We start from the raw sequence: 23,392 nt of genomic DNA, 5'->3' as shown, positions 1-23,392 counted from the left end.
CTACAACTAATGCACTGCGATAGTTGAATAGTTTAGTCATATTTTTGTTATAAATCAGTGGTTATTTTTAGATGGTTTTTCCTATTATAGATTAATTGAATGAGTTTAATTGGTACATAACCTAATAACCCTCCAAGAGTATTTAAAATTAAATCATCAATGTCAAAACTTCCTAAGTCAAATAATAGCTGAATTAATTCGTAAGTTAAACTTAAACTAAAAGTTGTAATTAAGATAACATTAAAATTTTTAAACCTTTTCAATAATATTGGAAGGATGAAACCAAAAGGTACAAAACCTATAATGTTTCCAACTATGTTTGTAATCCTAATATTTAGATTTATGTCAGCTAAAAATAAATAATAAATAATAGTTTTTAAAGGAATAAAATTATGTCCATGCCAACGATCATCATTATTGTTAAAATTAAAATGACTGATTATTTCTGATGGAGAAACATATTTAAATAGTATTTGATTTGTAAGGACGACAAGATATAGACAAAATGCTAAGGTTAAGACAATTTTCATAAATAATTTCATAGATTTCTACGACTCCTAATAATTATTAACCACTCACCAAATATAACATAATTTACCAATTTTATTATATTCCTTATTCAACTAATCTACCATTTTTTGCATAAAAAAAGAGCCGATCACAGCTCCAAATTGTTATTGAACTAACGTATGCGTGGGGTTGATTACAAAATTATTCTATAATTTGTGTTTTCTTAGCTTTCATAACTCTAAAAAAGAAAAGTATATGAAAATATAGATAGACAAAGATGCCTAAACCTGGAGCAAAAATCACTGGAAATGAGTACAAGATTAATTGTATCAAATAGTCATATATTTGCTTTTTAGGGGGAGTTCTTTTTATTATGTAATCTATTATTAGAGTTACAGGTATCCCAATAACCACGTATACAATAAAGAACATTAATGAAATAAACAAATAACCCATACCATTTGCATATGCTAAGTTTTGTTCACTTCGAAATTCTGGAAAAATTAATATATGAACAATATCAATTAGAAAGATAGAAACAATAATTGCTAGAAATATCTTTTTCATAAATACACCCTTTCTTAGGACTTATTATAATGGATTCCTAAAAGATAGAGTCAATTTTTGAAAATTGATTAAATAATACCGCTTACCTTATTGAACTAAACTGCAATTTAAGACAATAAAAAAATCGACTATTTAGCCGATTTTTTATTCAACATACGCTAGTATTAGTTAAATAATTTCTTATTATGGTATAGACCGCACTTTGTGCAAATAGCAAGAAAAGCCTACATTAAAATTAAGTGTTAAATAGATTTGTGCAAGAAATTCAAAACGATCAATTTTCTTTTTGATGACCTCTTTTTACAGCCTCTTCTGATAGTGCAGTAAAAATTTGAAAGGTAATACCGAATTTGTCGGTTACAATGGCGTAGGCAGGACTAAAATGAACTTGTTTCAGTGGCATCACCACTTGACCTTCTTGTTTTAACATTTCGTAAAACTTATTTGTTTTCTCTATTTCATTAGTAGTAATACAGATGTTAACATTGTTCCCGTTTCGATATTGTATACCTGGAAACATATCTGCAATCATGATATTGGTCTCGCCGATTTTTATAATTGCGTGTGCTACTAAATCCTTCAATTTTTCTGGTAGAGGGGATTTAGGATCTTCTGGTGCATCCGCGAATGTTTGGCAAAATAAAAGATTTGCATCGAGTGATTCCTTGTAAAATTCAATAGCTTCCTTTGCATTTCCATCCATCATCAAAAATGAATTCAATTGTACTGTCAAAGTAATACAACTCCTTTAAATTTCAGTGTAATGTTAAATCATTGGTCAGGTTAGTAATCCAATATATCAACGTGATTGTATTGTTTCCTACATCAATATTGATTACACTTACTAGTGTAGTGCCTAAAGGTGACAAATCTAGGCACCATTAAGAGGTGTTTTTATGAAAAAATCAGAACGAATTAATCAAATACTTCGCTTCATCAATCAAAAACAGCATTTTACACTTCAAGATTTAATGCAGGAATTTCAGATTTCAAAAAGGACAGCACTTAGAGATGTGGCTTCATTAGAAGAAATTGGCGCTCCAATCTATGCAGAATACGGTCGTTATGGGGGATATCGTTTACTTAATCAAATGAAGCTTCCACCTATCTATTTTAATAATCAAGAAATCCTAGCGCTTTACTTTGCAATGCAGGCACTTCGAAGCTTTTCAAATTTACCTTTTCAAGTATCCTATCGTACAATTCATGAAAAATTCATTAACGAACTGTCGGAATCTCAAAAACAAGATATAGAGAGGATGCAAAATCGCGTATCCTTTCAACATACTGTACAAAACAAAGAAAGCATACATTTAGAAATATTATTAATGGCAGCTGTTCAAAATATCGTACTAAAAATAACCTATCAAAACAGCCTTCGTACTATTCACCCTATTGCAATATACGTAATGAAGGGATATTGGTATTGTCAAGCATATGATATGGATAAAACGGCTTACCGTGTTTTTCGCTGTGATCGTATTTCTTCAGCTGAAATAACAACCATTCAACCTTTGGAAGAATTAAAAGAAATAACTAAGCAAAATTCGCATTCACTTTGGAATCCATCAGAAAAAGCAATAAAGTTTAAATGGTTGATAAACCAAGCAGGAATAGAATTATTTCAACAGGAACATTATCCATCTATGGAATTAATCTACGAGTTTGAAAATTCATATATTATTGGTACATATGAGCCAAATGAACTTGGTTTTATCATTAAATATCTCGCCAGATTAGGGCCAACAGTAAAAATCATAGAGCCCACTAATTTAAAGGAAGCTTTACGAAAATATTATAGAGATATTATAGAAAATATATAATCAATGGGTTCTATCAAATTTTTGATAGGCTAAAGGAATACAAAAATTGAAAAAGAACTGGTTTTGAGTGAATTTCTTCGATAATGTGTAAGTAATTAATGCATTCCTTCATATTATGTGGTTTTATAAATAAAGTAGTCGAGACAAAACGAAGCATGAGAGGGGCTTAGGGGTAAATTGACATGATTCTAATTTTGCGAAAATATATCATTTCGTTTTTTTATGGAACTAAACTACCATTAAGCTCAAAAAAAACAATTGACTATTCAGCCGATTGTTTTTTTCAACCATTGAGTTAGTTGCTTAAGATTATATTATTTTGTTCTTAAATGTATCTTGTCATCAACATAGATCAGCGTACCGTCAGTACTTATTAGTTCAATATAAACTTGATTACTATCTCTCAATTTCTTTCGATAATCAAATAACTTAAAACTAAATGGAATCGTTATTACTTCATTATTTGATTTTGTATTTTCAGGAAATAAATCAGCTATTTTAATAGGAAATTCTGAATCATCACCAACGTCATTACCACTTATTGCTAGAATTAAGCCCTGATCAAGCGAAGTGTATTTTGCAATGCTTATTTTTCCTTCGATATTTTCATCCCAATTGTATTTCTTTTTAGTTAAAATAATATTTCTAGGATACGAAGCTAAGTACTGTTGGATAAACTGTTTTTGCAATTTTTGACTAATATAAAATGTAGATTGTTTACCGTCATACGGGCTCGTATCGTGTTCAAATGTCCAACCATATTCCATAAAAGTTAGCTTTACTTTGTATGTATTCGGTTTTCTTTCATTGTAAATTTCTTTCTTATTTTCTAACAATAAATCTAGCATCCATCCGTAATCTGCACTTTTTAATTCAACTTGATTACCTAAACGTTTGTCATTACTATTCACTCGTATTGATTCAATAAAAAAATCAGGATCATTTTCTTTAACATACTTTAGGTTTAGCTTTTTAATAGAAATTTGATCCCTCTCGTTATCAGGTATATTGCACTTTACCAGTAATAAACAGGATAAAAGTAATAAAGTAATTAATATGATAATCTTCTTGAAATGTGATGTCTTTTTCAATAAACATATACCTCAATTCATTTAAATAACTACTTTTAGTATAACATTCTTAAGCAACTAAACTGCCATTCACTTGAACAAGAAAAATTTAATTTTAGTAGAAAAAATGCGAAATTCCCCCAAATTACAAATACCCGTTTAATAGGTATAATTTACTTAAAGCATATTAAAATGGCGTGGGTACAATAAATATCTATAATTTTCTTCAACTATTTTTTCTTTTTATTGGAGTGAATTTATTCCATCATTTATTTGATAGACAATATGAAAAAGAAGGTACTATTTAAAAAGATACTTTTACTATTACTAGACATAGTCTAATTGCTGCAATTATTGGTTTTATAGTCATTTTCATTTTTAAAATTGTTAAAAATTATTTTATACTAGCTTAAATTATTATTGAACTATATCCAAATTTGATTTTTCGAATTTTCTAGTTAGACATTTTAATTTAGAAGAATTGTTTAAATGGCTGAAAAAATGATGAAGATAATGTTGAGAATTAAAAGAAAGAAATAACAACATTAGGGGGAAAAGAAATGGAAATAATGTTAAAACTCGGTTATTTTTCGCTTGGTACACTTCCGATCATTTATGAATTAGTTGAAGAACTTAAGAAAAGAAAAACTGAAACAAAAAGCAGTAAGAAAACCACTTTGATTAGAAGTTTATTATTCTCAGTGGGTATGATCATAATTTTGTATTATTTTTACGATGCCTTTTTCAATGTTTAAAAGTTTGTTAAGTTGATATTATAAACTTAACAATATTTCAAGGCGGAATAAAATAAAAAACGAAACCAACTTTCTAACATATTACAAGGTCAACCAGCTAGATTTCTGGTTGACCATTTTTAATGATTTATTTTTCATTTGTAGGAAACCATAAATTTATCTTCCAAATCATAAAGAGTTATTCCTGTTATTTTTTCGAAACTTTCCTCAAATTTCCCTGTTGAGTTTGTTGAATTGATTATTTCTTTTAAAACTCCTTCTCCATAGTTATCCACAAGGTATTTTATCGCGAAGTAACTTTCCATATATACATTTGTATCCTCTTGAAATCTTGCGGTTTGCCACTGCTTCCCATCATTTAATTGATCAAAAGGTACTACTTTGAAATTTATAGGCTCTACTATTGTTTTATCATTTCCAATATATTCAGATATACCTTCGTTAAACCATAATGGATAAGCTGAAGCACCACCTTTTGTACTTGCTACCATTTGACTAAATATATAATGGGTGTACTCATGTAAAATAGATTTTTGAAAGAAATATAGTGATGTTTCCTTTTTTTCTAAAATCGATTCTTTATCTTCGTACTTTATTGCTATTAGTTTATCAAAATCCGAATAAAACCCAGACACATCAATAAGACCACTTAACTCCTGCATCTCTTTCTTATCTTTAAATACGATTAGATCAACAGGCTTTACTTTAACTGTTCCAAAGACCTTTTTATTTTTATTAATCGCCCAATCTAACGTTTCCTTCGTAATTGGAATAAGTTCTGAAAAATCATTTGGATAGTAAATAGTAACATTATGAAATTTATCTTTTAATCTAGTTTCTTTTAGGTCTCTTTCGGCTTTCCCCTCAAAATTCGCAGTCAGAATCATTTTAATTGATTGGAGATAAGGTAATTTTTCGTTAGTTTTGTTCTCTAAAGCTTTGTGAAAATATACTCCCACACCAATGACAAATAAAAATAAAACAAGTATTATGGAAGATAAAGTGATACCGAAAATCTTAATAAATCTTTTCATTTTGCTAAACCTCGCTAGTTTCAGGGATAAAAGAATTGATAAATGTAAGAATATTCCCATTTTATCATTAAATTTAAATAACTTGCACTAGATTCTCATTAATTAAAACAAATTGCCTAGCTCTTTCTTATGCAACTATTGCCATTTTGTTCCATAAGAAATTCAACTATCTTAAACCTTATATTTAGATAAAACAACCAAAAAAATTTTACTGATAATATTTTTTATGTAAATCTTTAAAAACATTTATCGCTTTAAAAAAGTATTCATTATAAGTTCCTTCATCTTCTAAACTCCAACATGTTGATAATACAGCATGCGAATAACCCCACAGTAGTACTCTTTCTTTATTTAGATTCAATTCTATTACTAGTTGATCAATTCGATTTTCTAGAGTTGTAGTAATATTTTTCCCCTCTAATTTGTTCAAAAGAAACTGGATGATGTCATATTCTCTTTCACCTATTAATCCTTTTGGATCAATAACTTTCCATGTGTTTTCTCCAGCTTTTAATATATTATAATGATGTAAGTCCCCGTGAAGTAAGTATTTTGTAGTTTGTGTACGATTCATTTCCTTAAAAATAGTAAATGCATCTAATAGCATTTCTTTTGATATAGGGTCTAAGCCATTAGGAAATTTTTCAACAATTCGTCTTAAGCTATTTTCTCTACTTAATATGGAAGGTATTTTAGTAGATTTAGGTGCAGCTATCCATAAGTTTTTCATCACTGTGACAGCTATGTGCATTGCCTCTTCTTCATTTTCAATTGTAGCCAGAGTTTCACCAGGCAGTAGTTGTTCTAGAATTAGGATTCCTTCATTAAGATCGTAGTCAATAACTTTAACGAAATCATTCTCTTTAAACTCCTTTAAAGCTTCAACCTCACTATTAAATTCCTCATTAGGGACTGCTAATTTAATAACTGCGTTTTTCTGACCATCTATTAAAATTGGCGCAACAAAATTATATGATAATTCAAATGGAGATAATATTTTCATATTCCATCGAATTTCACATCTTTTACACAAGTCTTCAAAATTCTCGAGCCATAATTCTCCTTTTTCTTTATGGATATCTTTAATGGTTTTTATAAACTGATCTGGAAGAGCTATCATTTAATCACCCTGTTCTATAAAGAATCGTTTTTGATAGATGAACTAACGTATAATTGCGCTTTGGAAAAGTAGAAAAGTTGAGTCCCTCAAAAATTACATAGAGAAACTCCACTCTCATTAAATGAAAGATGGAGTGTATAATCAAATTAGTTGTTCTTTTAATTTGAACTCTTCAATTAATCGATTATTTTGATGTTTACCTTTTGCATATTTAATAATTTGAGCTTTAATATTTGGAAATAAGATGATCTTGTCTAATTCATTGATTGGTACCCATTTTACGCCAGTTTGGTTTGGATCTGGATTTAGTGGCATTGTTGGAATTGAGTCTTCTTTAATATGACAGCGAAACATTAAACTTAATCCATGTATTTTATGACCGGTCATATGAGGTGCATTTTCTGAAACAAATACTAGTTCACCTACCTCAACATCTACACCTGCTTCTTCAAATGCTTCTCTTTTTACAGCTTCAATAATTGTCTCACCAGGTTCGGTACCACCAGCTGGTAAATTATAATGAATTCCGTCCTCATCTGTAAATTGAATTAATAACACTGAATCATTTTCAATAATTAAAGCACATGCTCTTACGCGAATATGATACATAACCTAGCGCTCCTCCCCTAATAAAAGTGATTATTCCATTATCTAAAAAATAAATTCAACTTTCAATCTATTTCTACTAATCAAGTAGAAAGACCTAAATAATAAAAAGGCATCATGGTATAGGTCCATGAATGCCTTCTAGTCAAAAAATACTATTCACTATTTAACTTGGCTATTTAAAAAATAATTAGAAAGTACTTGTTTCATAATTTGGATTGCTTCATCTATTTCCTCGTATGATAAATTGATTGGCGGTAATAGTCTTAATACATTAGGGCCAGCAGTACCAACGATTAAACCATTCTTTAAAAATTGCTCCACTAATTGATCCACAGAAAGATTTAATTCGATACCAACCATTAATCCTTTACCGCGTATTTCTACTATTTGTGGAAACTCTTCTTTTATTTCGGCTAATTTATCAAATAAATACTGTCCTTTATCTTTTACACTATTTAAGAATGGCAAATCATTAATAATATTGATTGTTTCAAATGCAGCAGCCATTGCTAAATAATTTCCACCAAAGGTTGAACCGTGCGCACCTAACGAGAATGTATTTGCTAGTTTGTTCTTACCGAGCATTGCCCCAACTGGAAAACCATTCCCTAAACCTTTTGCTAGCGTAATAATATCTGGATCTAGTGGAGTTTGTTCATAGGCAAACATTGTTCCTGTTCTGCCCACTCCGGTTTGTACTTCATCAACAATGAGTAATAATTCATGTTTTTTACAAAGAGCTTGAACCCCTTCAAAAAAATCATTATTACCAACGATTACACCACCTTCACCTTGGATTACCTCCAAAATAATTGCTCCAGTATTTTCATTAATTTCATTTTGTAAAGCATTTAAATCATTATAAGGTACATATGTAAAACCACTTAACATTTCGCCGTATCCTTCATGAATTTTAGACTGACCTGTCGCAGCCATTGATCCAAACGTACGGCCATGAAAGCTTTGTTTAAAACTAATAATTTGAGATTTACTTGAATGTTTTCTTGCTAATTTTATAGCTGCTTCATTCGCTTCTGTACCACTGTTACAGAAAAATACTAATCCATCCTTAAAGCTTTTTACTAAAATTTTAGCTAGCTCTTCTTGTTTTTTAATTGTAAATAAATTTGATACATGCCAAATCGATTCTACTTGTTCTTTTAGTGCATTTACAACGTTTGGATGACAATGACCTAAGTTACAAACAGCAATTCCACTTAAAAAATCTAGGTACTTGTTATTTTCGTCATCATATAAGTAAGTACCTTTTCCATTTTGAAAATTAATTGTTTTTTTATTATATGTTGGGAATAAATTACTCACTTAACACAACTCCTTTTGAAAATACTGTCCCGTTAATCGTTCCATTTTCATTTAAGAAATTCTCACCTACAATAGCCACTGAATTTACAACATTTAATGCATTTAAGGCACTTGTAACTTTAGGAATCATGCCACCATAAATTGTTTTTTCATCAATTAATTTGTTAACTTCACTAGGTGTAATCTTTTCAATTAATTTATGTTCAAGATCTAAAACACCATTTGTGTTTGTTATAAAGCAGAGTAATTCCGCATTCATTGCCTTGGCGATACTTTTTGCCGCTTCGTCTGCATTAATATTATATTTTTGGCCTATTTTATCCACCCCGACAGGTGAAAGTACTGGTACATAATCATTGTTAAGTAGTAAATCTAATAGATTCGTATTTACATCCTCAATTTCTCCAACCCAACCTAATTTTCCCTTATTAAAAAGTGAAGCTTCAAGTAATAGATTGTCACATCCTGATAGACCAATAGCTTTAATATTATATTGATTACAAATAATCGTTAAATCTTTATTGATTTTTCCATTTAGTACATATTCTACAATTTCTAGAACTTCAGATGAAGTCTTACGAATGCCATCTTCCATTTCTACTGGAATTGAAAACTTTACTAATAAGTTATTTATAAGTGGTCCCCCTCCATGAACAAGGATGACCTTTTTACCGCTCATTTTTAATTGGTTTATATTTTCAAAGAATGTATTTGATAAGTTATGGATTAAACTACCACCAAGTTTAATGACTACTGTTTCCAATGTTTAATTCCCCCTTATGTGCGATAGCTTGCATTTATTTTCACATAATCATAAGTTAAATCGCAGCCCCAAGCAGTACCAAGCTCATCTCCTTCGTGTAAATGGACATCTATATAAATAATCTCATTTTTCAAAGCAACTTTAGCCTCTTCTTCATTAAACTCAACTGGTTTACTACCAAATAGAACTGTTACACCATTAATGGCGATGTCGATTTGATTAAAATTACCTTCGACCCCACTATATCCAATGGCACCAATAATTCTCCCCCAGTTAGCGTCTTCACCATAAACAGCTGTTTTTACTAAATTTGATCCAACGATTGATTTAGCAATTTGATTTGCATTTTTTTGGCTTGAAGCTCCATTTACATTTACTTCAATTAACTTAGTTGCCCCTTCACCATCTCTAGCAATCTTTTTAGCCAAGTCTTCACAAACTAATTGAAATGCGGCTACAAAGTTAGCCCAATCTGGATGACTTTCAGTTAATTCCTCATGTTCAACAGCTCCATTTGCCATAACTAAAACCATATCATTTGTTGAAGTATCTCCATCAACTGTAATTTGGTTAAATGTCTTATCTGTCACTTCTTTTAATAAAGTTTGTAACTGACAAGAACTGATCGTCGCATCAGTTGTCACAAAACCAAGCATAGTTGCCATATTTGGATGAATCATTCCAGAACCTTTAGCAGACCCAGCAATCGTTACAAGCTTTCCATCGATCAATACTTCATAACAAGTAGTTTTTATAACTGTATCTGTCGTTAATATTGCATGGCCAAAATCTTCTCCATCTTCTAACTTATTCCCGAGAGTTAACTTGTCAATTCCACCTTTTAATCGATCCATTTTTAAATATTCACCGATTACGCCCGTTGATGCGATTGCGACTAAGTGTTCTGGCAGATTAAGGTGCTCAGCACACCATGATCTCATTAAATAGGCATCATCTTCTCCTTTTTTACCTGTACATGCATTTGCACAACCACTATTTACTAAAACTGCTTGAAGCTTATTACTATATGAAATACTCTTTTTTGTAATTGCAATTGGTGCTGCTGGAAATAAATTTAATGTATAAACTGCCGCAACTGATGCTGGCTTCTCGGAATAAATTAATCCTAAATCTTTACGTTTATAACGTAGTCCAGCATGAACTCCACTTGCATAAAAACCATTTGGTGATGTAATTGTTCCATTTATTTTTTTTATATTCTTTTCTTTTGTTATCAACTTTTATCTCTCCTTATGGAAATATTGGTGTAAATTGTAAACCTGTTTCATCTGGTAAACCTAACATTAAATTCATATTTTGAATCGCCTGACCTGCCGCTCCCTTAACAAGGTTATCAATGACAGAAACGATTGTGATTCGATTTGTACGATCGTCGTAAGTTGCGTATAAATCACAAAAATTTGAACCATAAACATCTTTTGTACAAGGTACACTATCTCTTACTCTCACAAAATAGGAATCTTCATAACTTTGATTATAGATTTCTTTTAATTCATCGTTACTAATTTCACGTGTTGAAGTAACATAAATTGTTGACAAAATTCCTCTTGTCATTGGAACTAAATGTGGTGTAAAAGTTATGAAATCCTGTTTTGAATCAATTGATTCAATAAATTGTTCAATTTCAGGTATATGTTGATGTTCAGTAATTTTATAGGCTGATAAATTTTCATTTCGATTCATAAATTGAGTCGTTTCATTTGCTGTTTTTCCAGCTCCAGAAATTCCAGATTTAGCATCTACTATTATTGAATTTTTCCCTACAATTCCTGCCTTTAATAATGGTGCGACTCCAAGTATCGTTGCTGTTGGATAACATCCTGGATTAGCTATTTGGTTAGATTGTTTGATCGCTTCTCGATTAAGTTCAGATAGTCCGTATGTAAATTCGTTTGTTTTTGAAAAACAAGGATGCGTATGTTTATACCATTTTTGATATGTTTCTTCTTTGTTTAATCGAAAATCCCCTGATAGATCAATCAATTTTGTTTTCGAAAAATCGATTTCTTCCATTAACTCACTGCTAACTCCATGTGGTGTAGCAAAAAACAAAATATCATTTTCGGAAACAGATTTATTTTTATTCCACTTTTTTATTGGCCCACTAGAACGATTAGCTAAATGTGGATAATAAGTAGACAAATCTTCCTTATAATCTGATGTTGAATAAAAATTCATACCGCTTATTTCCGGATGCATTGATAGGAATCTTACAAGTTCCAGACCACCATATCCGGTTGCCCCTATAATACCGACTTTCATTTTTACATCCCCTTTTATAAAATTATATTCTTCATTATAATTATGAATAAATATAAAATCAATTGTATTTTTATAAATATTTGAAAATAAAAAAAGATTAACCAATTTTCTTGATTAATCTTTCATTATTTTTTCATTGTATTCCTTAAATTAAAATACAGTACAACTAGTTGTTTGCCCTATAAATAAAATTCAAATACTTTAGCAATTTTTTCTTTTATTCGTTCTTTAAAAGGTAAATTTTTAATATAAGTAGGCGTAATTTCAAATGATTGATTGAATACATTGGCTAATTCTGGTTCTACCTGTTTGATAAACTGTTGATCATATATATAACAATTCAATTCATCCGTTAAATGAAATGACCTGGAATCAAAATTGGTTGTGCCAATCATTAGAACTTTATCATCAATTTTAATTACTTTACCGTGAAAAATACCTTTTTTAAACCCATAAACTTTTATGTTATTTTTCCAAGCTTGCTTTATATATGGAAATGCTGCTTGTTGTACTAAAAGTGCATCTGACTTATGAGAATATAATACTTTTACTTCAATTCCTCTATTTGCTGCATCTAATAATGAATCCCATATTACTTTATTATTCGGTATAAAATAAGGAGAATAAATTGTAATCGAATGTTTTGCTTGTTTAAACAATTTACTATATTCTTGCTCAATCCCTATTTTAGTATAAGAAACAAATTGATGCTGGCTTTTCCCAATTTTTTTACTGATGGCCATCTGTGTAATTTTTTGGTCTGAATTTTTTCTCCAATCATGTACAAATTGTTTTTCTAAGCCTTCAACACCGCTACCTACTAACCTAAGTTGAACATCTTCCCAAGGTTTTAATCCTTTTTTTTCATCTATATACTTTTTACCTATATTGAACCCACCAATATAGCCAATTTCTCCATCAATAATCGTCATTCGACGATGATTTCTGTTGTTTAACGATGCAAAAAAATAAGATAATTGCGGTTTATTAAAATATGTAAAATGTACTCCATGATCGATTAAAGATTTTCTTTCTTTTCGCTCTAATAAAATTCCACCCAGACGATCAACTGCATAATAAACTGGAATTCCTTCATCACTCTTCTTTTTTAAGACATCTAAAAATTCATGAGATACACGATCATTAGAAACTGAAAAAAAGTAGATATGGACTTCCTTTTTTGCATTCCTAATATCATTAAATAATTGGTTATTTAATTTCTTTCCGTTCATATAAATCGACAAATCACTATGTCCAATTGGATAAGTTATTGGCTTTTCAGCAAAAACATTCTTTTTTTGAGCTTTTTCCATTTCAATCTCATTTAAAGCAAATAAAATAACTAAAAGTGAAAATAGAAGAACTAAAGTTTTAAAGATGAATTTTAATATTTTTTTCATAGATTCCTCTTACATAGGTTTGGCATAAGAGTATTTTTTGAATAAAATGTCTTAAATATCCATATTTATTTTAATTATGGAAAATAAAAGGCTGTCTAACTAGACAACCCTTAAGGACTTTTATTACTAAGAATTTTTATTTCAATCAGCGTACCTTTTAAGCCCTTAACATTTTCATCAAAAAATCAGAAGTAGGTAAGCCAAATTTATCATCCACAAGATCTTGAATGGTTAAGCTATTTATCACATTGATATACCATACTAATATTTTTCGTGGATCTTCTTTTAAAAATTCACCACTTTCTTGACCTTTTATAAATATTGGTACTAGTAAATCAATTAAATAATCAGGCGAATATTTAGATAATAATTCAGTCACTTTTTCTGGTACTTCTGTTTTTTTCCTCGCTTGTTGGACAATCATAAATGCATATTTATGGTTTTCGTCTAACATTTTTTCAGTTAATAATTTTAGTAGTTGGTATGGAGTTCCTTGAAAAAATTGCAATGAACTTAGCTCTCTTTCAGACTCAAGCATTAAACCTTCGATAATTTGAAAAAACAGTTCTGCCTTTGATTGAAAGTGACGGAATATTAAACCTTCACTAACTTTTGCCTCAGTTGCAATTACACTTGTTTTCGTATTTTTATAACCATTCAATGCGAATATTTTCAAGGCAGATTGTTTTATAAGCACCTTTCTATCAGTTTGTTGATTATGATCTTTTGGTAACAACTTACTCACTCCAATTTATACATTCTTACTTATTTATTTTTTTAATTAATTGCTAATGGCCTTACTCTATTTATTAATTCTTGTAAAAACTGCTCAGGTCTTGCAAAGCAAGCTAAGTGTCCGGCGTTATTTATATAAATAAACTCTTTTAAAGGTGCTTCGATTTCTTGCAAAAACCGTTTTGCATTTTCGGTAGGCGTAATAATATCATGGTCTCCTTGAAAAATAAAGAAAGGAATTGAAAATACCGTTCCTAGCCGGCAATAATTAAAGTTTATCAGTTCATTAAACAATTGATTTCCCGAAAATTTCATCCCTTTAAATATATCGAATAGATCGCTTACATTATGTTGAGGTGATGAAAGCATAGAAGGCAATATAAGGTCCATTACCATATTAGGAACATTTTTGGTAGATTTTACTAATATCTGATTTCTTTTATCAAACTCTTTTTGTGTCCATTTTGATTGATCTGGTCCTAAATCTTTTAAAAACTTTAGTCCCCTCGTATTCCCTGCATCAGTCAAAGCATCAATCGCCAATTGGTATGTGATATTTTCATAATCAAAACAGTTTTGATCAGTTCCTACATACGCATAAAAGAGATTTGGCCTTTCCTTTATTAATAATGTGGCTATAAGACTACCGACGGAACTTCCAACCAAAATAATTTTATCTTTTTCAAGTTCATTACAAATTAGACTACATAAATCAATTCCATCTTCTACCAACTGGTTTAATGTAATTTTACCACAGCCTTCTTTACCATTCCTTTTAAAAGTTTTTCCTGCACCACGCTGATCCCATTGAACAATCGTAAAATGCTTTTCCCAAGAACATATTAAAGAACTAAAAACAGTATAAGTTGAGGCAGGGCCACCATGAACCAATAAAAGAACAGGGTTTCTTCTATCTTCTCCTCGGATTGTAATCCATTGATCAATCCCCCCAATCGTTACATACTTTTCTTCATTAATCATATATTCAGAATTAATTTCTAACTTCTTTTCATTTTTCCTTTGATTAAATTTACGAAAAAAGATATCAGGTAAAATATTGGATTTTGTCATTTAGAGTCTTTCCTTTCTAATGTCAAATAGTGAGTGAGTTACTCACTCATAATATATTATGCATCTTGCTCTGTCAATTCTACTAAAACATATAAAAAACTTAGAGAACTTCCATTTTTCATTTAATCACCATATCTACCTTAAACTATTTATTTATTAATCCAAATATGTTTGTTTTTTCAACTTCCCCGCTATTTTGTTCAAAAAAATTCCACTAAACAGTCGTCAATTTGTGCAGCTCAGCAGTTGTTAGTTTTATAAGATTTATTAATAAATTATTTAGTTAAGTATGAGTAAAGCCCCAAAGACTAATCTCATTTTCCTTTTTAAGAAGGATGCCTTATATTTCCAAATTTTTAATAGCAATTTTTTCTAAAAAATAACACAAAATAGATGTATTCTAAACATCGGAGTTGACTTATAGTTGTGAAAAAAGTTTTATTTATTGTAATCCTGTCCCTTTCATTAATTAGCTTTACAGATTTTACTTACGCTATAACAGACGAACCAGTACTTACCCCAATTAGCTTTCAAATAGAAATTCAGGATTGGGAAGCTGTAAACAAAATAATCCCAAAATACTCATTGTTCACTGTAATCGATGTTGAAAGTGGCAAGAGCTTTAATGTACAAAGAAGAGCTGGTAGTAGGCATGCAGATGTGCAGCCTTTAACAAGAGAAGATACTAGGATAATGAAAGAAATATACGGAGGGAACTGGAGTTGGCGAAGAAGGGCTGTATTAATTTTAGCTGATGACAACCTAATCCCTGCCTCCATGCACGGAATGCCACATGGTGCAGGTTCGCTTCCAAACGGTTTCTGTGGTCATTTTTGTATTCATTTTATGGGAAGTACGACACATCGGACAGGTAAGGCAGACTTATCTCATCATGTGATGATCCTTAAAGCTGCTGGGAGGATAAATGAATATATGAGTAACCTTCCACCGTCCCAACTGCTAAATGTATTATTTGTTACGATTAAAAACAGAGATAAAGGCTTGGTTAAAAATATTGCCATAAGTAATCAAAAAAATATGAAAAAAGAACTTAAGAAATTAGAAAAAATTGATGCGATTCAGTGGACTTTGCCCCAAACCAAGGAATTAAGAGCAAACTCTATTGCAACTGAAATCCCAGTTGAGGTTAATCTTTTTATAAAAGATATAGGCCGGATTAGAAAGAAACTTTCTTTTTCATTGGTGAGAACGTCTCCTATTTCTCCATGGAAAGTGAATATCGATCCTTTGCTTTCAAGCATTAACTAGCTATCTAATTACAAGGGGTCAGGTTTTCTGTGTTTTTCAGTTATATCATTTCTTGATCCGTCATTAACATTAAAAAGGGCTACCATAGTAGCCCTTCTTTACACCTAATGTCTTGCACAATTGCAAATGAAATCCTTTCAAATCTCAACTTTTGTATATTCCTAAAATATTGAAAACCGCTTTAATTTATTCATTTTAGCTAATGACCTTAATATTTTGTTTTTTCCTTAATAATTCAACTAAAGTTAAAATGGATAGACCTATTATTACCGTAATGATATGAAAAAACGTCTTTTCATTCAATTATGGCAATGCTTTAGTTCAATAACAAACCACAATCTATGCTCTAGGAATTACAACTGCATTGCATGTTTTTTCATAAAATTCTATTGGTCCCGCTCCACCGATTATTGCATACTCATAACCAATTTCATTCATATCTTTTAAACAGTGATGAAGTAAAGAAAATCCAATTCCGTTAATCCTCTTAGTTAACGAGACTCCCATTGGTCCAAAATAACATTTTTTATTTTTATATACATCATAACAAGCGAATCCGACAATTTCTCCATCTTTATCTAAAGCAATAAATATCGAAGGCTCAATTAGTAAGAACGCATCTTTTATTGTTTGGATCCAATCACTTGAAAAGTTATGATTTACAAAATTAAATAGATTGATATAATCATTTCTATTTATTTTTCGAACTATTATTTGCTTAGTAGTATCTGGAAATATGTAATGATCAAGATGAGTGATCATATCACGAGAAGTAGTACCAAGTTCTAAAATAATTTGTTTTTGCTCTTCTGTGAGAAAGTTTTCAACTACATTTTTATTAATTAATGCCTTTAATAAATGACCTACATTGAGATATACTTGATTGTATTTTTTCATATATTCAGTAGCAAGTACCATTACTGCCAATACTTCACTGGATACAGATACATTAAAAAATTCACTCACCAAATTTTGAACTGGAACAATATCCGATTGATCAATCAAATTTCTTAAAGAGTTTAAATCAATATTACATTTCAATGTAATTTCGCCAAGCGTACCAGTATTTTCCTGAAAACATGCTAATAGTAAGTGTTCTGGTCTTAAGACCTCATTTTTTGAAGATTTAACTTCGCATTCTGCGTTTCTTATAATTCTTTGAATTCGATCAGTGAGTTTAGTATTTGATATAGTCAATATTACTACTCCCTTTTAAGCGATTTTTCATTTTTGAATTTAATAATCTCTTAAAACTTATTAAACTTTCATCATTTTCCCATTAAAAATGAGCTGCCTTAATTTTATTACAAATCATATTTTCAACTACCGTTTAAAATCAACGTGGTTCTAATTGTTCTTTTTGCCCTTATTATCATATCTCAATTTTAAAATGTACAATATTGAGGCAATCGTTACAGTTACGATTGATGTCATTAATTCTATTTTTTTATTGTCTAAAGTCATATAAATTATATTTACAATTATTATTAGTAAAAAGAAAATTGTTCTATACTTTCGGACAATAACTTCCATTTATTCCGCTCCTTTTTTCCCTTAAGTTAACTCCTAGTAATTTACTAAGCTATGTTGTTTTTTTCCCTGCTTTTATATATCCATTCCACAACTTTTCCAATAACAAAACCAAAGATAATTGGATTCAATGAACCACCAAAGGAAAATCCTCCATTTGAAGTTTCCTCAAAATTGAACCATTTTAAATATTCGATGTTAAATAAATAACCACACAAGTACAATACAAAAGTTGTAACAATGAATACAATTGTTGGAATCCAGAAAGTTTTCCTTTTCATTTAAATACCTCCTTAAATTCTTTTTTTGGTAAATTATTACATTTTATATTTATAAATAGAATACCATGATTAACTTGTTTAGTCTTGACCAACTAATCAGCCAAAAACCTTAAATAAAAGGCCACATATATCGATTTGGTATGAAAATATGCATTCTAAGCAAAAAAAAGAGAATGATTCAATAACATCATTCTCTTTATATCTACTTAAATGTTTGTTTGTTCTGCATATTTTTTAAAATTGTCTAGAATTGCTTGCCATCCTTGTTGTTGAAACTCAACAGGATTAGTTGTTTCAGGATCGAATGTTTCAATTACTTCCGTTTCGTTTTCTTTACCACTAAATGTGATATTAACCTTTCTTCCATCACCTAGAGTATAAGCAATAACCTCATATTTTTTTACTTCATCATAAATCCCACCAAAGTCGAAACCAAAACTGCCATCTTTTGCTTCCATTCTTGAACGGAATTCTCCACCAACACGCAAGTCATTTTCTGCAATTGGTGTGTGCCAGTCGTCTGAAGCACTGTTCCATTTTTTAATATGTTCAGGTTCTGTCCAAAATTCCCATACTTTTTCGATTGATGCATTAATAGTTGCTTTTACTGTAACTTGTTTAGATGTTTCCATTTTAATACCGCCTCTCTTGATACCAATATTTTTTAAAATAATCAAAATTTGTGGCTAACTACATTGTATACGATTTCAAAAAAACGTTCTATCTATTCATTTTTTTCGTTTCTCATAAATGTATACAAATTATTTATTTTCTTATATTCAATACTTTGATAATAGTTTATTGAATCTACTTATTAACTTTTAGCTAGTTTATAAAAGTTAGATGCAAGGCAACAAACTATTCCAACAATAAGTACACTAAATGAAATAGTTGTATTTATTAGTCCAAAGGAAATAGTATTTGTAATCAAACCAAATCCCCAAACAAATAAAATCGTTCCAATAACAATTAACGTTTTTCCTGTCTGAGAAAATTTTTTCATTATATCCCCCTATTTTCAATAATTGACGCTTCGTTTACTACAACAAGGTAATATGCTGTTGTTAATTGTATAAGACTTTACATATTTCTGAAATCATAGTTTTCACTGCTGATGTTAATTTGTTTCTGATTCACTAATATTTCTTTATTATTTACCCATTGAATATTAAAAGGTTCACCTGGCAGCCATAATATAAATTTTTCTTTTTCCTTCTTATCTTTGGAACTCAACTGACCAATATAACTATAATCTGACTTCATAAATACTCCACCATTTAAATAAATCGTTAGTTTATGTTTCTTGTCAGGAGATTCAAGTTGTTTTATTTCATCAAGATTATTAACATTGACATCCTCCAATGCTGTAATGGCGTTTGTCTGATTAGTACTAAAAAAATAAAAAGCACCAATGTATATAGAAATTACAATAATAGTGTATATGACTACTTTCCGTTTAATCATAATTTAAAATTCCCCTATAAAAATTAATATCCAAGTATATCTAATTCTTTATTATTGAACTTAATCCATGTTTATATCCTCTAAACGACTTTCCATTACTTTATCCCCCAACCAAAATTCAATTAATCTATTATTCTTTTTATCAACATATCCTATTATGTCGAAACCCTGCTCTACTCTTTTAAAATAATTTGGTCCGTATAATGAAATTTCGGTAGTTTCATAGTAATAGTAAATTTAGCGTACACCAGTTTTCTTCTCACTTTTTATTACAAAATAGATAGAGCAAGCTAAAAATATAAGACCTAATCCTACACCATATATAATTGAAAACTCAAGTACATTTTTAAGCGCTAATCCACCTGTAATTGAAGCAATAAACAAAAGTAAAAATAATACTGTGTATTTATTTTTCATAGTTAGAACACTCCTAAAAATTAATTACTGCACTGATACATTTTACCATATATTGGAAATTTTTTGGTTGTTTTTTTGAAAATTCTTATTCAACTAATCTTCCAAGTTAGCTAAATAAGAATATCAATAATCTTCTTTAAAACGATCTCCACTTAAAACAACTACTAATTCCAAACATAAAAAAAGCAGGAGAACAAGTTAATACCCTGCTCTTCCTGCATTTGTAGTCACTCTTATTTTGGTTGCATACGAATTGCACCATCTAAACGGATCACTTCACCATTTAACATTGGATTTTCAACAATGCTCTTCGCTAAGTGTGCGTATTCTGATGGCTTACCAAGACGTGATGGGAATGGAACCATGTTTCCTAATGATTCTCTAGCTTTTTCTGGTAATACATCAAACATTGGTGTTTCAAATATACCAGGAGCAATACTCATCACTCTGATGCCGTATCTTGATAAATCCCTAGCAATTGGTAATGTCATTCCAGCTACTGCGCTTTTTGATGCACCGTAAGCTGCTTGCCCCATTTGGCCATCAAATGCTGCTACTGAAGCGGTGTTAATAATAACACCTCTTTCACCAAATTCATTTGGTTCATTGTTAATCATTTGTTCAGCTGCTAAACGAATAACGTTAAACGTACCAACTAAGTTTACATTAATGATTTTTTGGAAAGATTCTAATGAATGAATTCCGTCTCTTTTAATTACTTTTTCGGCTAAAACAATACCCGCACAGTTTACTACTGTATTGATTGAACCATATTTCGTTAAAACATTTGCAATTGAATTTTTTACACTTTCTTCTGAAGAAACATCTGTTTTTTCGAAACAAACATTGTCTTCACCTAATTCAGCAATTAAACTAGTAGCTCTTTCTTCATTTAAATCGAAGATAGCAGCCTTTCCACCATTTTCTACGATCATTCTAACTGTACCTGCACCTAGTCCTGATGCTCCACCTGTAACGATTGCTATGCTATCACGAATGTTCATTTTTTAAATCCCCCAATTTGTTGTTGTTTATTAATTTAATCTCTCAATAATCGTTGCATTTGCCATACCATGGCCTTCACAGATCGCTTGTAATCCAAAACGTGAGCCTGTTTTCTCTAAAGCATTACATAATGTAACCATAACCCTTGCTCCACTAGCTCCTAGTGGGTGACCTAATGCGATCGCACCACCGAATATATTTAATTTTTCAAATGGTACATTTAATTCTTTTTGCCATGCTAAAGGAACTGCAGCAAATGCTTCATTTATTTCAAATAAATCGATTTGATCGATTGTTAAACCACATTTATGTAGAACTTTTTGAGTAGCTTGAATTGGTCCTGTTAACATTAACTGAGGGTCAGATCCTACTACTGTTCTCCCGATAATTCGAAACTTTGGTTTAAATCCTAATTGATGAGCCTTCTCTTTACTCATTAAAAGTAAGCCTGCAGCACCATCACTTATTTGGCTTGCATTTCCAGCGGTAACCGAACCAGTTTCAGTAAATGCTGGTTTTAAAGTTGCTAATTTCTCAATAGAAGAGTTTTCTCTAGGTCCTTCATCTTTTGCAACTTTAACAAGTTCACCTTCTTGATTCGAAACAGAAACTGCAACAATTTCGTCTTCAAAATAGCCTTGTTTCATTGCTTTTAATGCTTTTTGATGGCTATTATAAGCAAATTCATCTTGCTCACTTCGACTGATATTCCACTTCTCATTTATGCGTTCTGCTGAGATCCCTTGGTTAAAGTCACCAAACCTATTTGTTAGTTTTTCATTCCATTTTGATCCTTTTAAATTCGAAAACATTGGTACACGTGTCATGCTTTCAACACCAGCTGCAATGACAATGTCCATATCTCCACTTAAAATGGCTTGTGATGCAAAATGGACAGATTGCTGACTTGACCCGCATTGACGGTCAATCGTAACACCAGGCACTTCAATTGGTAGACCTGCTAATAAAGCGGCAACTCTACCAATATCACCAGCCTGTTCTCCAATTTGAGTAACACAGCCCATAATCACATCATCTATTTCTTTTGGATCAAATTCATTTCGACTTACTAATTCCTTTAGTACTATTGCAGCTAAGTCATCAGGTCTTGTTTCGCTAAAGCTGCCGCCTCTTTTACCAATAGGTGTTCTTAAAGCATCAACAATAACTACTTCTCTCATAAATTTGATCCTCCATTTTTAAGTCTGGATTAATTTAATCCCATTTGTTTTGCAATAATCGTCTTCATGATTTCATTTGTACCTGCGTAAATTGACATGATCTGAATATCTCTGAAACGTCTAGCAATCTCGTATTCTTCCATATATCCATATCCACCATGCAATTGGAGGCACTCTGAAGCAACTTTTTTGCCTAAATCTGTAATCCACCATTTTGCCATCGATACTTGCTTAACAACATTCACGCCTTCTATGTGCTTATAAATTAAGTCCTCAATGAAAGTACGACCAATTTCAATTTCAGTAGCCAATTCTACAAGTTTAAATTGAGTATTTTGGAACCCAGCAATTGATTTTCCAAATGCTTTTCTACTTTTTACATACTCAGTTGTAACTTTCAACATTTGTTCAGCTGAAACTAATGCTTCTAATGCAACTACTAATCTTTCTTGCTGTAATTTTTCCATTAAGTAATAGAAGCCTTTTCCTTCTTCACCTAATAAATTCTTTACAGGTACTTTAGCATCTTGGAAAATTAATTCAGCCGTATCTTGGCTATGAAGTCCTACTTTATTCAATTTCTTTCCTCTAGAAAACCCAACTGTATCTTTTTCGACAACTAGCAAGCTTATTCCTTTATGAGCAGGTCGAATTGTCGTATCAGTTTTAACTGCAATGATAATTAGGTCTGAATGAATACCATTCGTAATAAACGTTTTCTCACCATTAACGATATAGTAATCCCCTTCTTTTACCGCAGTTGTTTTAATATTTGCTAAATCCGATCCAGCACCTGGTTCAGTCATCGCAACAGCACTAATATATTCACCTGAAATACATTTAGGCAACCATTCCATTTTTTGCTCTTCATTTGCATAAGCAGTCAAATAAGGTACAACAATATCATTGTGCAATGCTACACCAACTAAACTTGAACCAACTTTCTCAAGTTCCTCTATAATAATGACTGAATAGCCAAAATCTACACCTAACCCACCATATTTTTCGTCAACGTAAGGACATAAAAATCCTTCATTTCCTAATTTATCCCAGAATGCTCTAGGTATCATTTTGTTTTGTTCCCACTCTTCATAGAATGGTACAGCTTCTTTTTGTAAAAACTTTCTAAGAGCCGTGCGGAAGATTTCATGTTCTCTAGTTAAGTAAGAATGTTTCATAATA

General features: G+C 30.7%; 27 protein-coding genes. 3 read left to right on the top strand and 24 right to left on the bottom strand.

The genetic code is table 11. From position 1 onward, the window contains the following. Window positions 1-47 precede the first annotated feature (47 nt). From AB1282_RS17085 to AB1282_RS17075, 3 genes are all read right to left on the bottom strand, one after another. On the bottom strand, window positions 48-542 hold the full coding sequence (locus tag AB1282_RS17085) for a VanZ family protein (protein ID WP_429899622.1): 495 nt from the start codon (window positions 540-542) through the stop codon (window positions 48-50). A gap of 169 nt (window positions 543-711) precedes the next feature. Next, window positions 712-1,077: a hypothetical protein gene (locus AB1282_RS17080; RefSeq protein ID WP_056477217.1), complete on the bottom strand. Its 366-nt coding sequence runs from the start codon at window positions 1,075-1,077 to the stop codon at window positions 712-714. Window positions 1,078-1,351: 274 nt separating this feature from the next. After that, window positions 1,352-1,810, bottom strand: a complete 459-nt coding sequence (locus tag AB1282_RS17075) for a VOC family protein (RefSeq protein WP_429899621.1) — start codon at window positions 1,808-1,810, stop codon at window positions 1,352-1,354. Between the two features lie 163 nt (window positions 1,811-1,973). Here AB1282_RS17075 and AB1282_RS17070 point away from each other — a divergent pair, with 163 nt between their 5' ends. Continuing rightward, window positions 1,974-2,900, top strand: coding sequence for a helix-turn-helix transcriptional regulator (locus tag AB1282_RS17070; RefSeq protein ID WP_429899620.1), 927 nt, complete (start codon window positions 1,974-1,976; stop codon window positions 2,898-2,900). Between the two features lie 314 nt (window positions 2,901-3,214). Here AB1282_RS17070 and AB1282_RS17065 read toward each other — a convergent pair whose 3' ends face one another. Beyond that, window positions 3,215-3,991: a hypothetical protein gene (locus AB1282_RS17065; protein ID WP_429899619.1), complete on the bottom strand. Its 777-nt coding sequence runs from the start codon at window positions 3,989-3,991 to the stop codon at window positions 3,215-3,217. 539 nt (window positions 3,992-4,530) lie between these two features. On the opposite strand from AB1282_RS17065, the gene AB1282_RS17060 reads away from it, so the two are divergent. Continuing rightward, window positions 4,531-4,725 (top strand): hypothetical protein, encoded by a 195-nt coding sequence (locus tag AB1282_RS17060; protein WP_056477206.1) that lies wholly within the window; start codon window positions 4,531-4,533, stop codon window positions 4,723-4,725. Between the two features lie 134 nt (window positions 4,726-4,859). Here the strand turns inward: AB1282_RS17060 and AB1282_RS17055 are convergent, their stop codons facing one another. The 10 genes from AB1282_RS17055 to AB1282_RS17010 all read right to left on the bottom strand — a co-directional run bounded on the left by AB1282_RS17055 (window position 4,860) and on the right by AB1282_RS17010 (window position 15,063). Continuing rightward, complete coding sequence (locus AB1282_RS17055; RefSeq protein ID WP_429899618.1) at window positions 4,860-5,759, bottom strand: peptidase MA family metallohydrolase; 900 nt, start codon at window positions 5,757-5,759, stop codon at window positions 4,860-4,862. A gap of 208 nt (window positions 5,760-5,967) precedes the next feature. Next, complete coding sequence (locus AB1282_RS17050; protein ID WP_429899617.1) at window positions 5,968-6,879, bottom strand: aminoglycoside phosphotransferase family protein; 912 nt, start codon at window positions 6,877-6,879, stop codon at window positions 5,968-5,970. Window positions 6,880-7,020: 141 nt separating this feature from the next. Then, window positions 7,021-7,488 (bottom strand): NUDIX domain-containing protein, encoded by a 468-nt coding sequence (locus AB1282_RS17045; protein ID WP_429899616.1) that lies wholly within the window; start codon window positions 7,486-7,488, stop codon window positions 7,021-7,023. Between the two features lie 159 nt (window positions 7,489-7,647). Then, window positions 7,648-8,811: an acetylornithine transaminase gene (locus AB1282_RS17040; protein WP_429899615.1), complete on the bottom strand. Its 1,164-nt coding sequence runs from the start codon at window positions 8,809-8,811 to the stop codon at window positions 7,648-7,650. Continuing rightward, entirely contained in the window at window positions 8,804-9,574 is a 771-nt protein-coding gene (gene argB, locus AB1282_RS17035; RefSeq protein WP_429899614.1) for an acetylglutamate kinase, read from the bottom strand. Before argB ends, AB1282_RS17040 begins: the two co-directional genes overlap by 8 nt. Before the next feature lie 14 nt (window positions 9,575-9,588). Next, window positions 9,589-10,812, bottom strand: coding sequence for a bifunctional ornithine acetyltransferase/N-acetylglutamate synthase (argJ, locus tag AB1282_RS17030; RefSeq protein WP_429899613.1), 1,224 nt, complete (start codon window positions 10,810-10,812; stop codon window positions 9,589-9,591). A 13-nt stretch (window positions 10,813-10,825) separates the two neighbouring features. Then, window positions 10,826-11,857, bottom strand: a complete 1,032-nt coding sequence (gene argC, locus AB1282_RS17025; protein WP_429899612.1) for an N-acetyl-gamma-glutamyl-phosphate reductase — start codon at window positions 11,855-11,857, stop codon at window positions 10,826-10,828. 179 nt (window positions 11,858-12,036) lie between these two features. Beyond that, window positions 12,037-13,257, bottom strand: a complete 1,221-nt coding sequence (locus AB1282_RS17020; protein WP_429899611.1) for a phospholipase D-like domain-containing protein — start codon at window positions 13,255-13,257, stop codon at window positions 12,037-12,039. 157 nt (window positions 13,258-13,414) lie between these two features. Next, window positions 13,415-13,993 carry a TetR/AcrR family transcriptional regulator gene (locus AB1282_RS17015; RefSeq protein ID WP_056477178.1) on the bottom strand — a complete coding sequence of 193 codons (579 nt, stop codon included), beginning with the start codon at window positions 13,991-13,993 and terminating at the stop codon, window positions 13,415-13,417. Between the two features lie 41 nt (window positions 13,994-14,034). Then, on the bottom strand, window positions 14,035-15,063 hold the full coding sequence (locus AB1282_RS17010) for an alpha/beta fold hydrolase (protein WP_429899610.1): 1,029 nt from the start codon (window positions 15,061-15,063) through the stop codon (window positions 14,035-14,037). 426 nt (window positions 15,064-15,489) lie between these two features. Here AB1282_RS17010 and AB1282_RS17005 point away from each other — a divergent pair, with 426 nt between their 5' ends. Beyond that, window positions 15,490-16,332: a hypothetical protein gene (locus AB1282_RS17005; RefSeq protein WP_390311447.1), complete on the top strand. Its 843-nt coding sequence runs from the start codon at window positions 15,490-15,492 to the stop codon at window positions 16,330-16,332. Between the two features lie 339 nt (window positions 16,333-16,671). On the opposite strand, the gene AB1282_RS17000 is transcribed toward AB1282_RS17005, so the two are convergent. The 10 genes from AB1282_RS17000 to AB1282_RS16955 all read right to left on the bottom strand — a co-directional run bounded on the left by AB1282_RS17000 (window position 16,672) and on the right by AB1282_RS16955 (window position 23,388). Further along, window positions 16,672-17,529, bottom strand: coding sequence for a GNAT family N-acetyltransferase (locus tag AB1282_RS17000; RefSeq protein WP_429899609.1), 858 nt, complete (start codon window positions 17,527-17,529; stop codon window positions 16,672-16,674). A 150-nt stretch (window positions 17,530-17,679) separates the two neighbouring features. Further along, a complete protein-coding gene (locus AB1282_RS16995) occupies window positions 17,680-17,865 on the bottom strand; it encodes a hypothetical protein (RefSeq protein ID WP_056477169.1) in 186 nt (61 codons plus the stop codon). A gap of 44 nt (window positions 17,866-17,909) precedes the next feature. After that, window positions 17,910-18,143, bottom strand: a complete 234-nt coding sequence (locus tag AB1282_RS16990; protein ID WP_429899608.1) for a hypothetical protein — start codon at window positions 18,141-18,143, stop codon at window positions 17,910-17,912. A gap of 206 nt (window positions 18,144-18,349) precedes the next feature. Continuing rightward, complete coding sequence (locus tag AB1282_RS16985) at window positions 18,350-18,775, bottom strand: SRPBCC family protein (RefSeq protein ID WP_056477163.1); 426 nt, start codon at window positions 18,773-18,775, stop codon at window positions 18,350-18,352. A gap of 182 nt (window positions 18,776-18,957) precedes the next feature. After that, window positions 18,958-19,146, bottom strand: coding sequence for a hypothetical protein (locus AB1282_RS16980; protein WP_056477161.1), 189 nt, complete (start codon window positions 19,144-19,146; stop codon window positions 18,958-18,960). A gap of 77 nt (window positions 19,147-19,223) precedes the next feature. Continuing rightward, window positions 19,224-19,607, bottom strand: a complete 384-nt coding sequence (locus tag AB1282_RS16975) for a DUF5412 family protein (RefSeq protein ID WP_056477158.1) — start codon at window positions 19,605-19,607, stop codon at window positions 19,224-19,226. Between the two features lie 237 nt (window positions 19,608-19,844). Continuing rightward, window positions 19,845-20,024, bottom strand: a complete 180-nt coding sequence (locus AB1282_RS16970; RefSeq protein ID WP_429899607.1) for a hypothetical protein — start codon at window positions 20,022-20,024, stop codon at window positions 19,845-19,847. Window positions 20,025-20,257: 233 nt separating this feature from the next. Beyond that, on the bottom strand, window positions 20,258-21,028 hold the full coding sequence (locus tag AB1282_RS16965) for a 3-hydroxyacyl-CoA dehydrogenase (RefSeq protein ID WP_390311443.1): 771 nt from the start codon (window positions 21,026-21,028) through the stop codon (window positions 20,258-20,260). 30 nt (window positions 21,029-21,058) lie between these two features. Beyond that, window positions 21,059-22,210 (bottom strand): thiolase family protein, encoded by a 1,152-nt coding sequence (locus AB1282_RS16960; RefSeq protein ID WP_429899606.1) that lies wholly within the window; start codon window positions 22,208-22,210, stop codon window positions 21,059-21,061. A 29-nt stretch (window positions 22,211-22,239) separates the two neighbouring features. Beyond that, entirely contained in the window at window positions 22,240-23,388 is a 1,149-nt protein-coding gene (locus tag AB1282_RS16955) for an acyl-CoA dehydrogenase family protein (protein WP_172795452.1), read from the bottom strand. Between the last annotated feature and the right edge of the window lie 4 nt (window positions 23,389-23,392).

This window comes from Gottfriedia sp. S16(2024) (genome assembly GCF_050473765.1).
Classification (GTDB): domain Bacteria; phylum Bacillota; class Bacilli; order Bacillales; family Bacillaceae_G; genus Gottfriedia.
The sequence above is the reverse complement of the archived record's forward strand: the minus strand, read 5'-3'. Positions and strand labels throughout refer to the sequence as shown.

Bases quoted from the DNA above. Each gene is read 5' to 3' on its own strand.
- AB1282_RS17085 (WP_429899622.1), bottom strand. From the start codon at position 542: ATGAAATTATTTATGAAAATTGTCTTAACCTTAGCATTTTGTCTATAT.
- AB1282_RS17080 (WP_056477217.1), bottom strand. From the start codon at position 1,077: ATGAAAAAGATATTTCTAGCAATTATTGTTTCTATCTTTCTAATTGAT.
- AB1282_RS17070 (WP_429899620.1), top strand. From the start codon at position 1,974: ATGAAAAAATCAGAACGAATTAATCAAATACTTCGCTTCATCAATCAA.
- AB1282_RS17060 (WP_056477206.1), top strand. From the start codon at position 4,531: ATGGAAATAATGTTAAAACTCGGTTATTTTTCGCTTGGTACACTTCCG.
- AB1282_RS17055 (WP_429899618.1), bottom strand. From the start codon at position 5,759: ATGAAAAGATTTATTAAGATTTTCGGTATCACTTTATCTTCCATAATA.
- AB1282_RS17050 (WP_429899617.1), bottom strand. From the start codon at position 6,879: ATGATAGCTCTTCCAGATCAGTTTATAAAAACCATTAAAGATATCCAT.
- AB1282_RS17045 (WP_429899616.1), bottom strand. From the start codon at position 7,488: ATGTATCATATTCGCGTAAGAGCATGTGCTTTAATTATTGAAAATGAT.
- argC (WP_429899612.1), bottom strand. From the start codon at position 11,857: ATGAAAGTCGGTATTATAGGGGCAACCGGATATGGTGGTCTGGAACTT.
- AB1282_RS17020 (WP_429899611.1), bottom strand. From the start codon at position 13,257: ATGAAAAAAATATTAAAATTCATCTTTAAAACTTTAGTTCTTCTATTT.
- AB1282_RS17010 (WP_429899610.1), bottom strand. From the start codon at position 15,063: ATGACAAAATCCAATATTTTACCTGATATCTTTTTTCGTAAATTTAAT.
- AB1282_RS16995 (WP_056477169.1), bottom strand. From the start codon at position 17,865: ATGGAAGTTATTGTCCGAAAGTATAGAACAATTTTCTTTTTACTAATA.
- AB1282_RS16990 (WP_429899608.1), bottom strand. From the start codon at position 18,143: ATGAAAAGGAAAACTTTCTGGATTCCAACAATTGTATTCATTGTTACA.
- AB1282_RS16985 (WP_056477163.1), bottom strand. From the start codon at position 18,775: ATGGAAACATCTAAACAAGTTACAGTAAAAGCAACTATTAATGCATCA.
- AB1282_RS16980 (WP_056477161.1), bottom strand. From the start codon at position 19,146: ATGAAAAAATTTTCTCAGACAGGAAAAACGTTAATTGTTATTGGAACG.
- AB1282_RS16975 (WP_056477158.1), bottom strand. From the start codon at position 19,607: ATGATTAAACGGAAAGTAGTCATATACACTATTATTGTAATTTCTATA.
- AB1282_RS16970 (WP_429899607.1), bottom strand. From the start codon at position 20,024: ATGAAAAATAAATACACAGTATTATTTTTACTTTTGTTTATTGCTTCA.
- AB1282_RS16965 (WP_390311443.1), bottom strand. From the start codon at position 21,028: ATGAACATTCGTGATAGCATAGCAATCGTTACAGGTGGAGCATCAGGA.
- AB1282_RS16960 (WP_429899606.1), bottom strand. From the start codon at position 22,210: ATGAGAGAAGTAGTTATTGTTGATGCTTTAAGAACACCTATTGGTAAA.
- AB1282_RS16955 (WP_172795452.1), bottom strand. From the start codon at position 23,388: ATGAAACATTCTTACTTAACTAGAGAACATGAAATCTTCCGCACGGCT.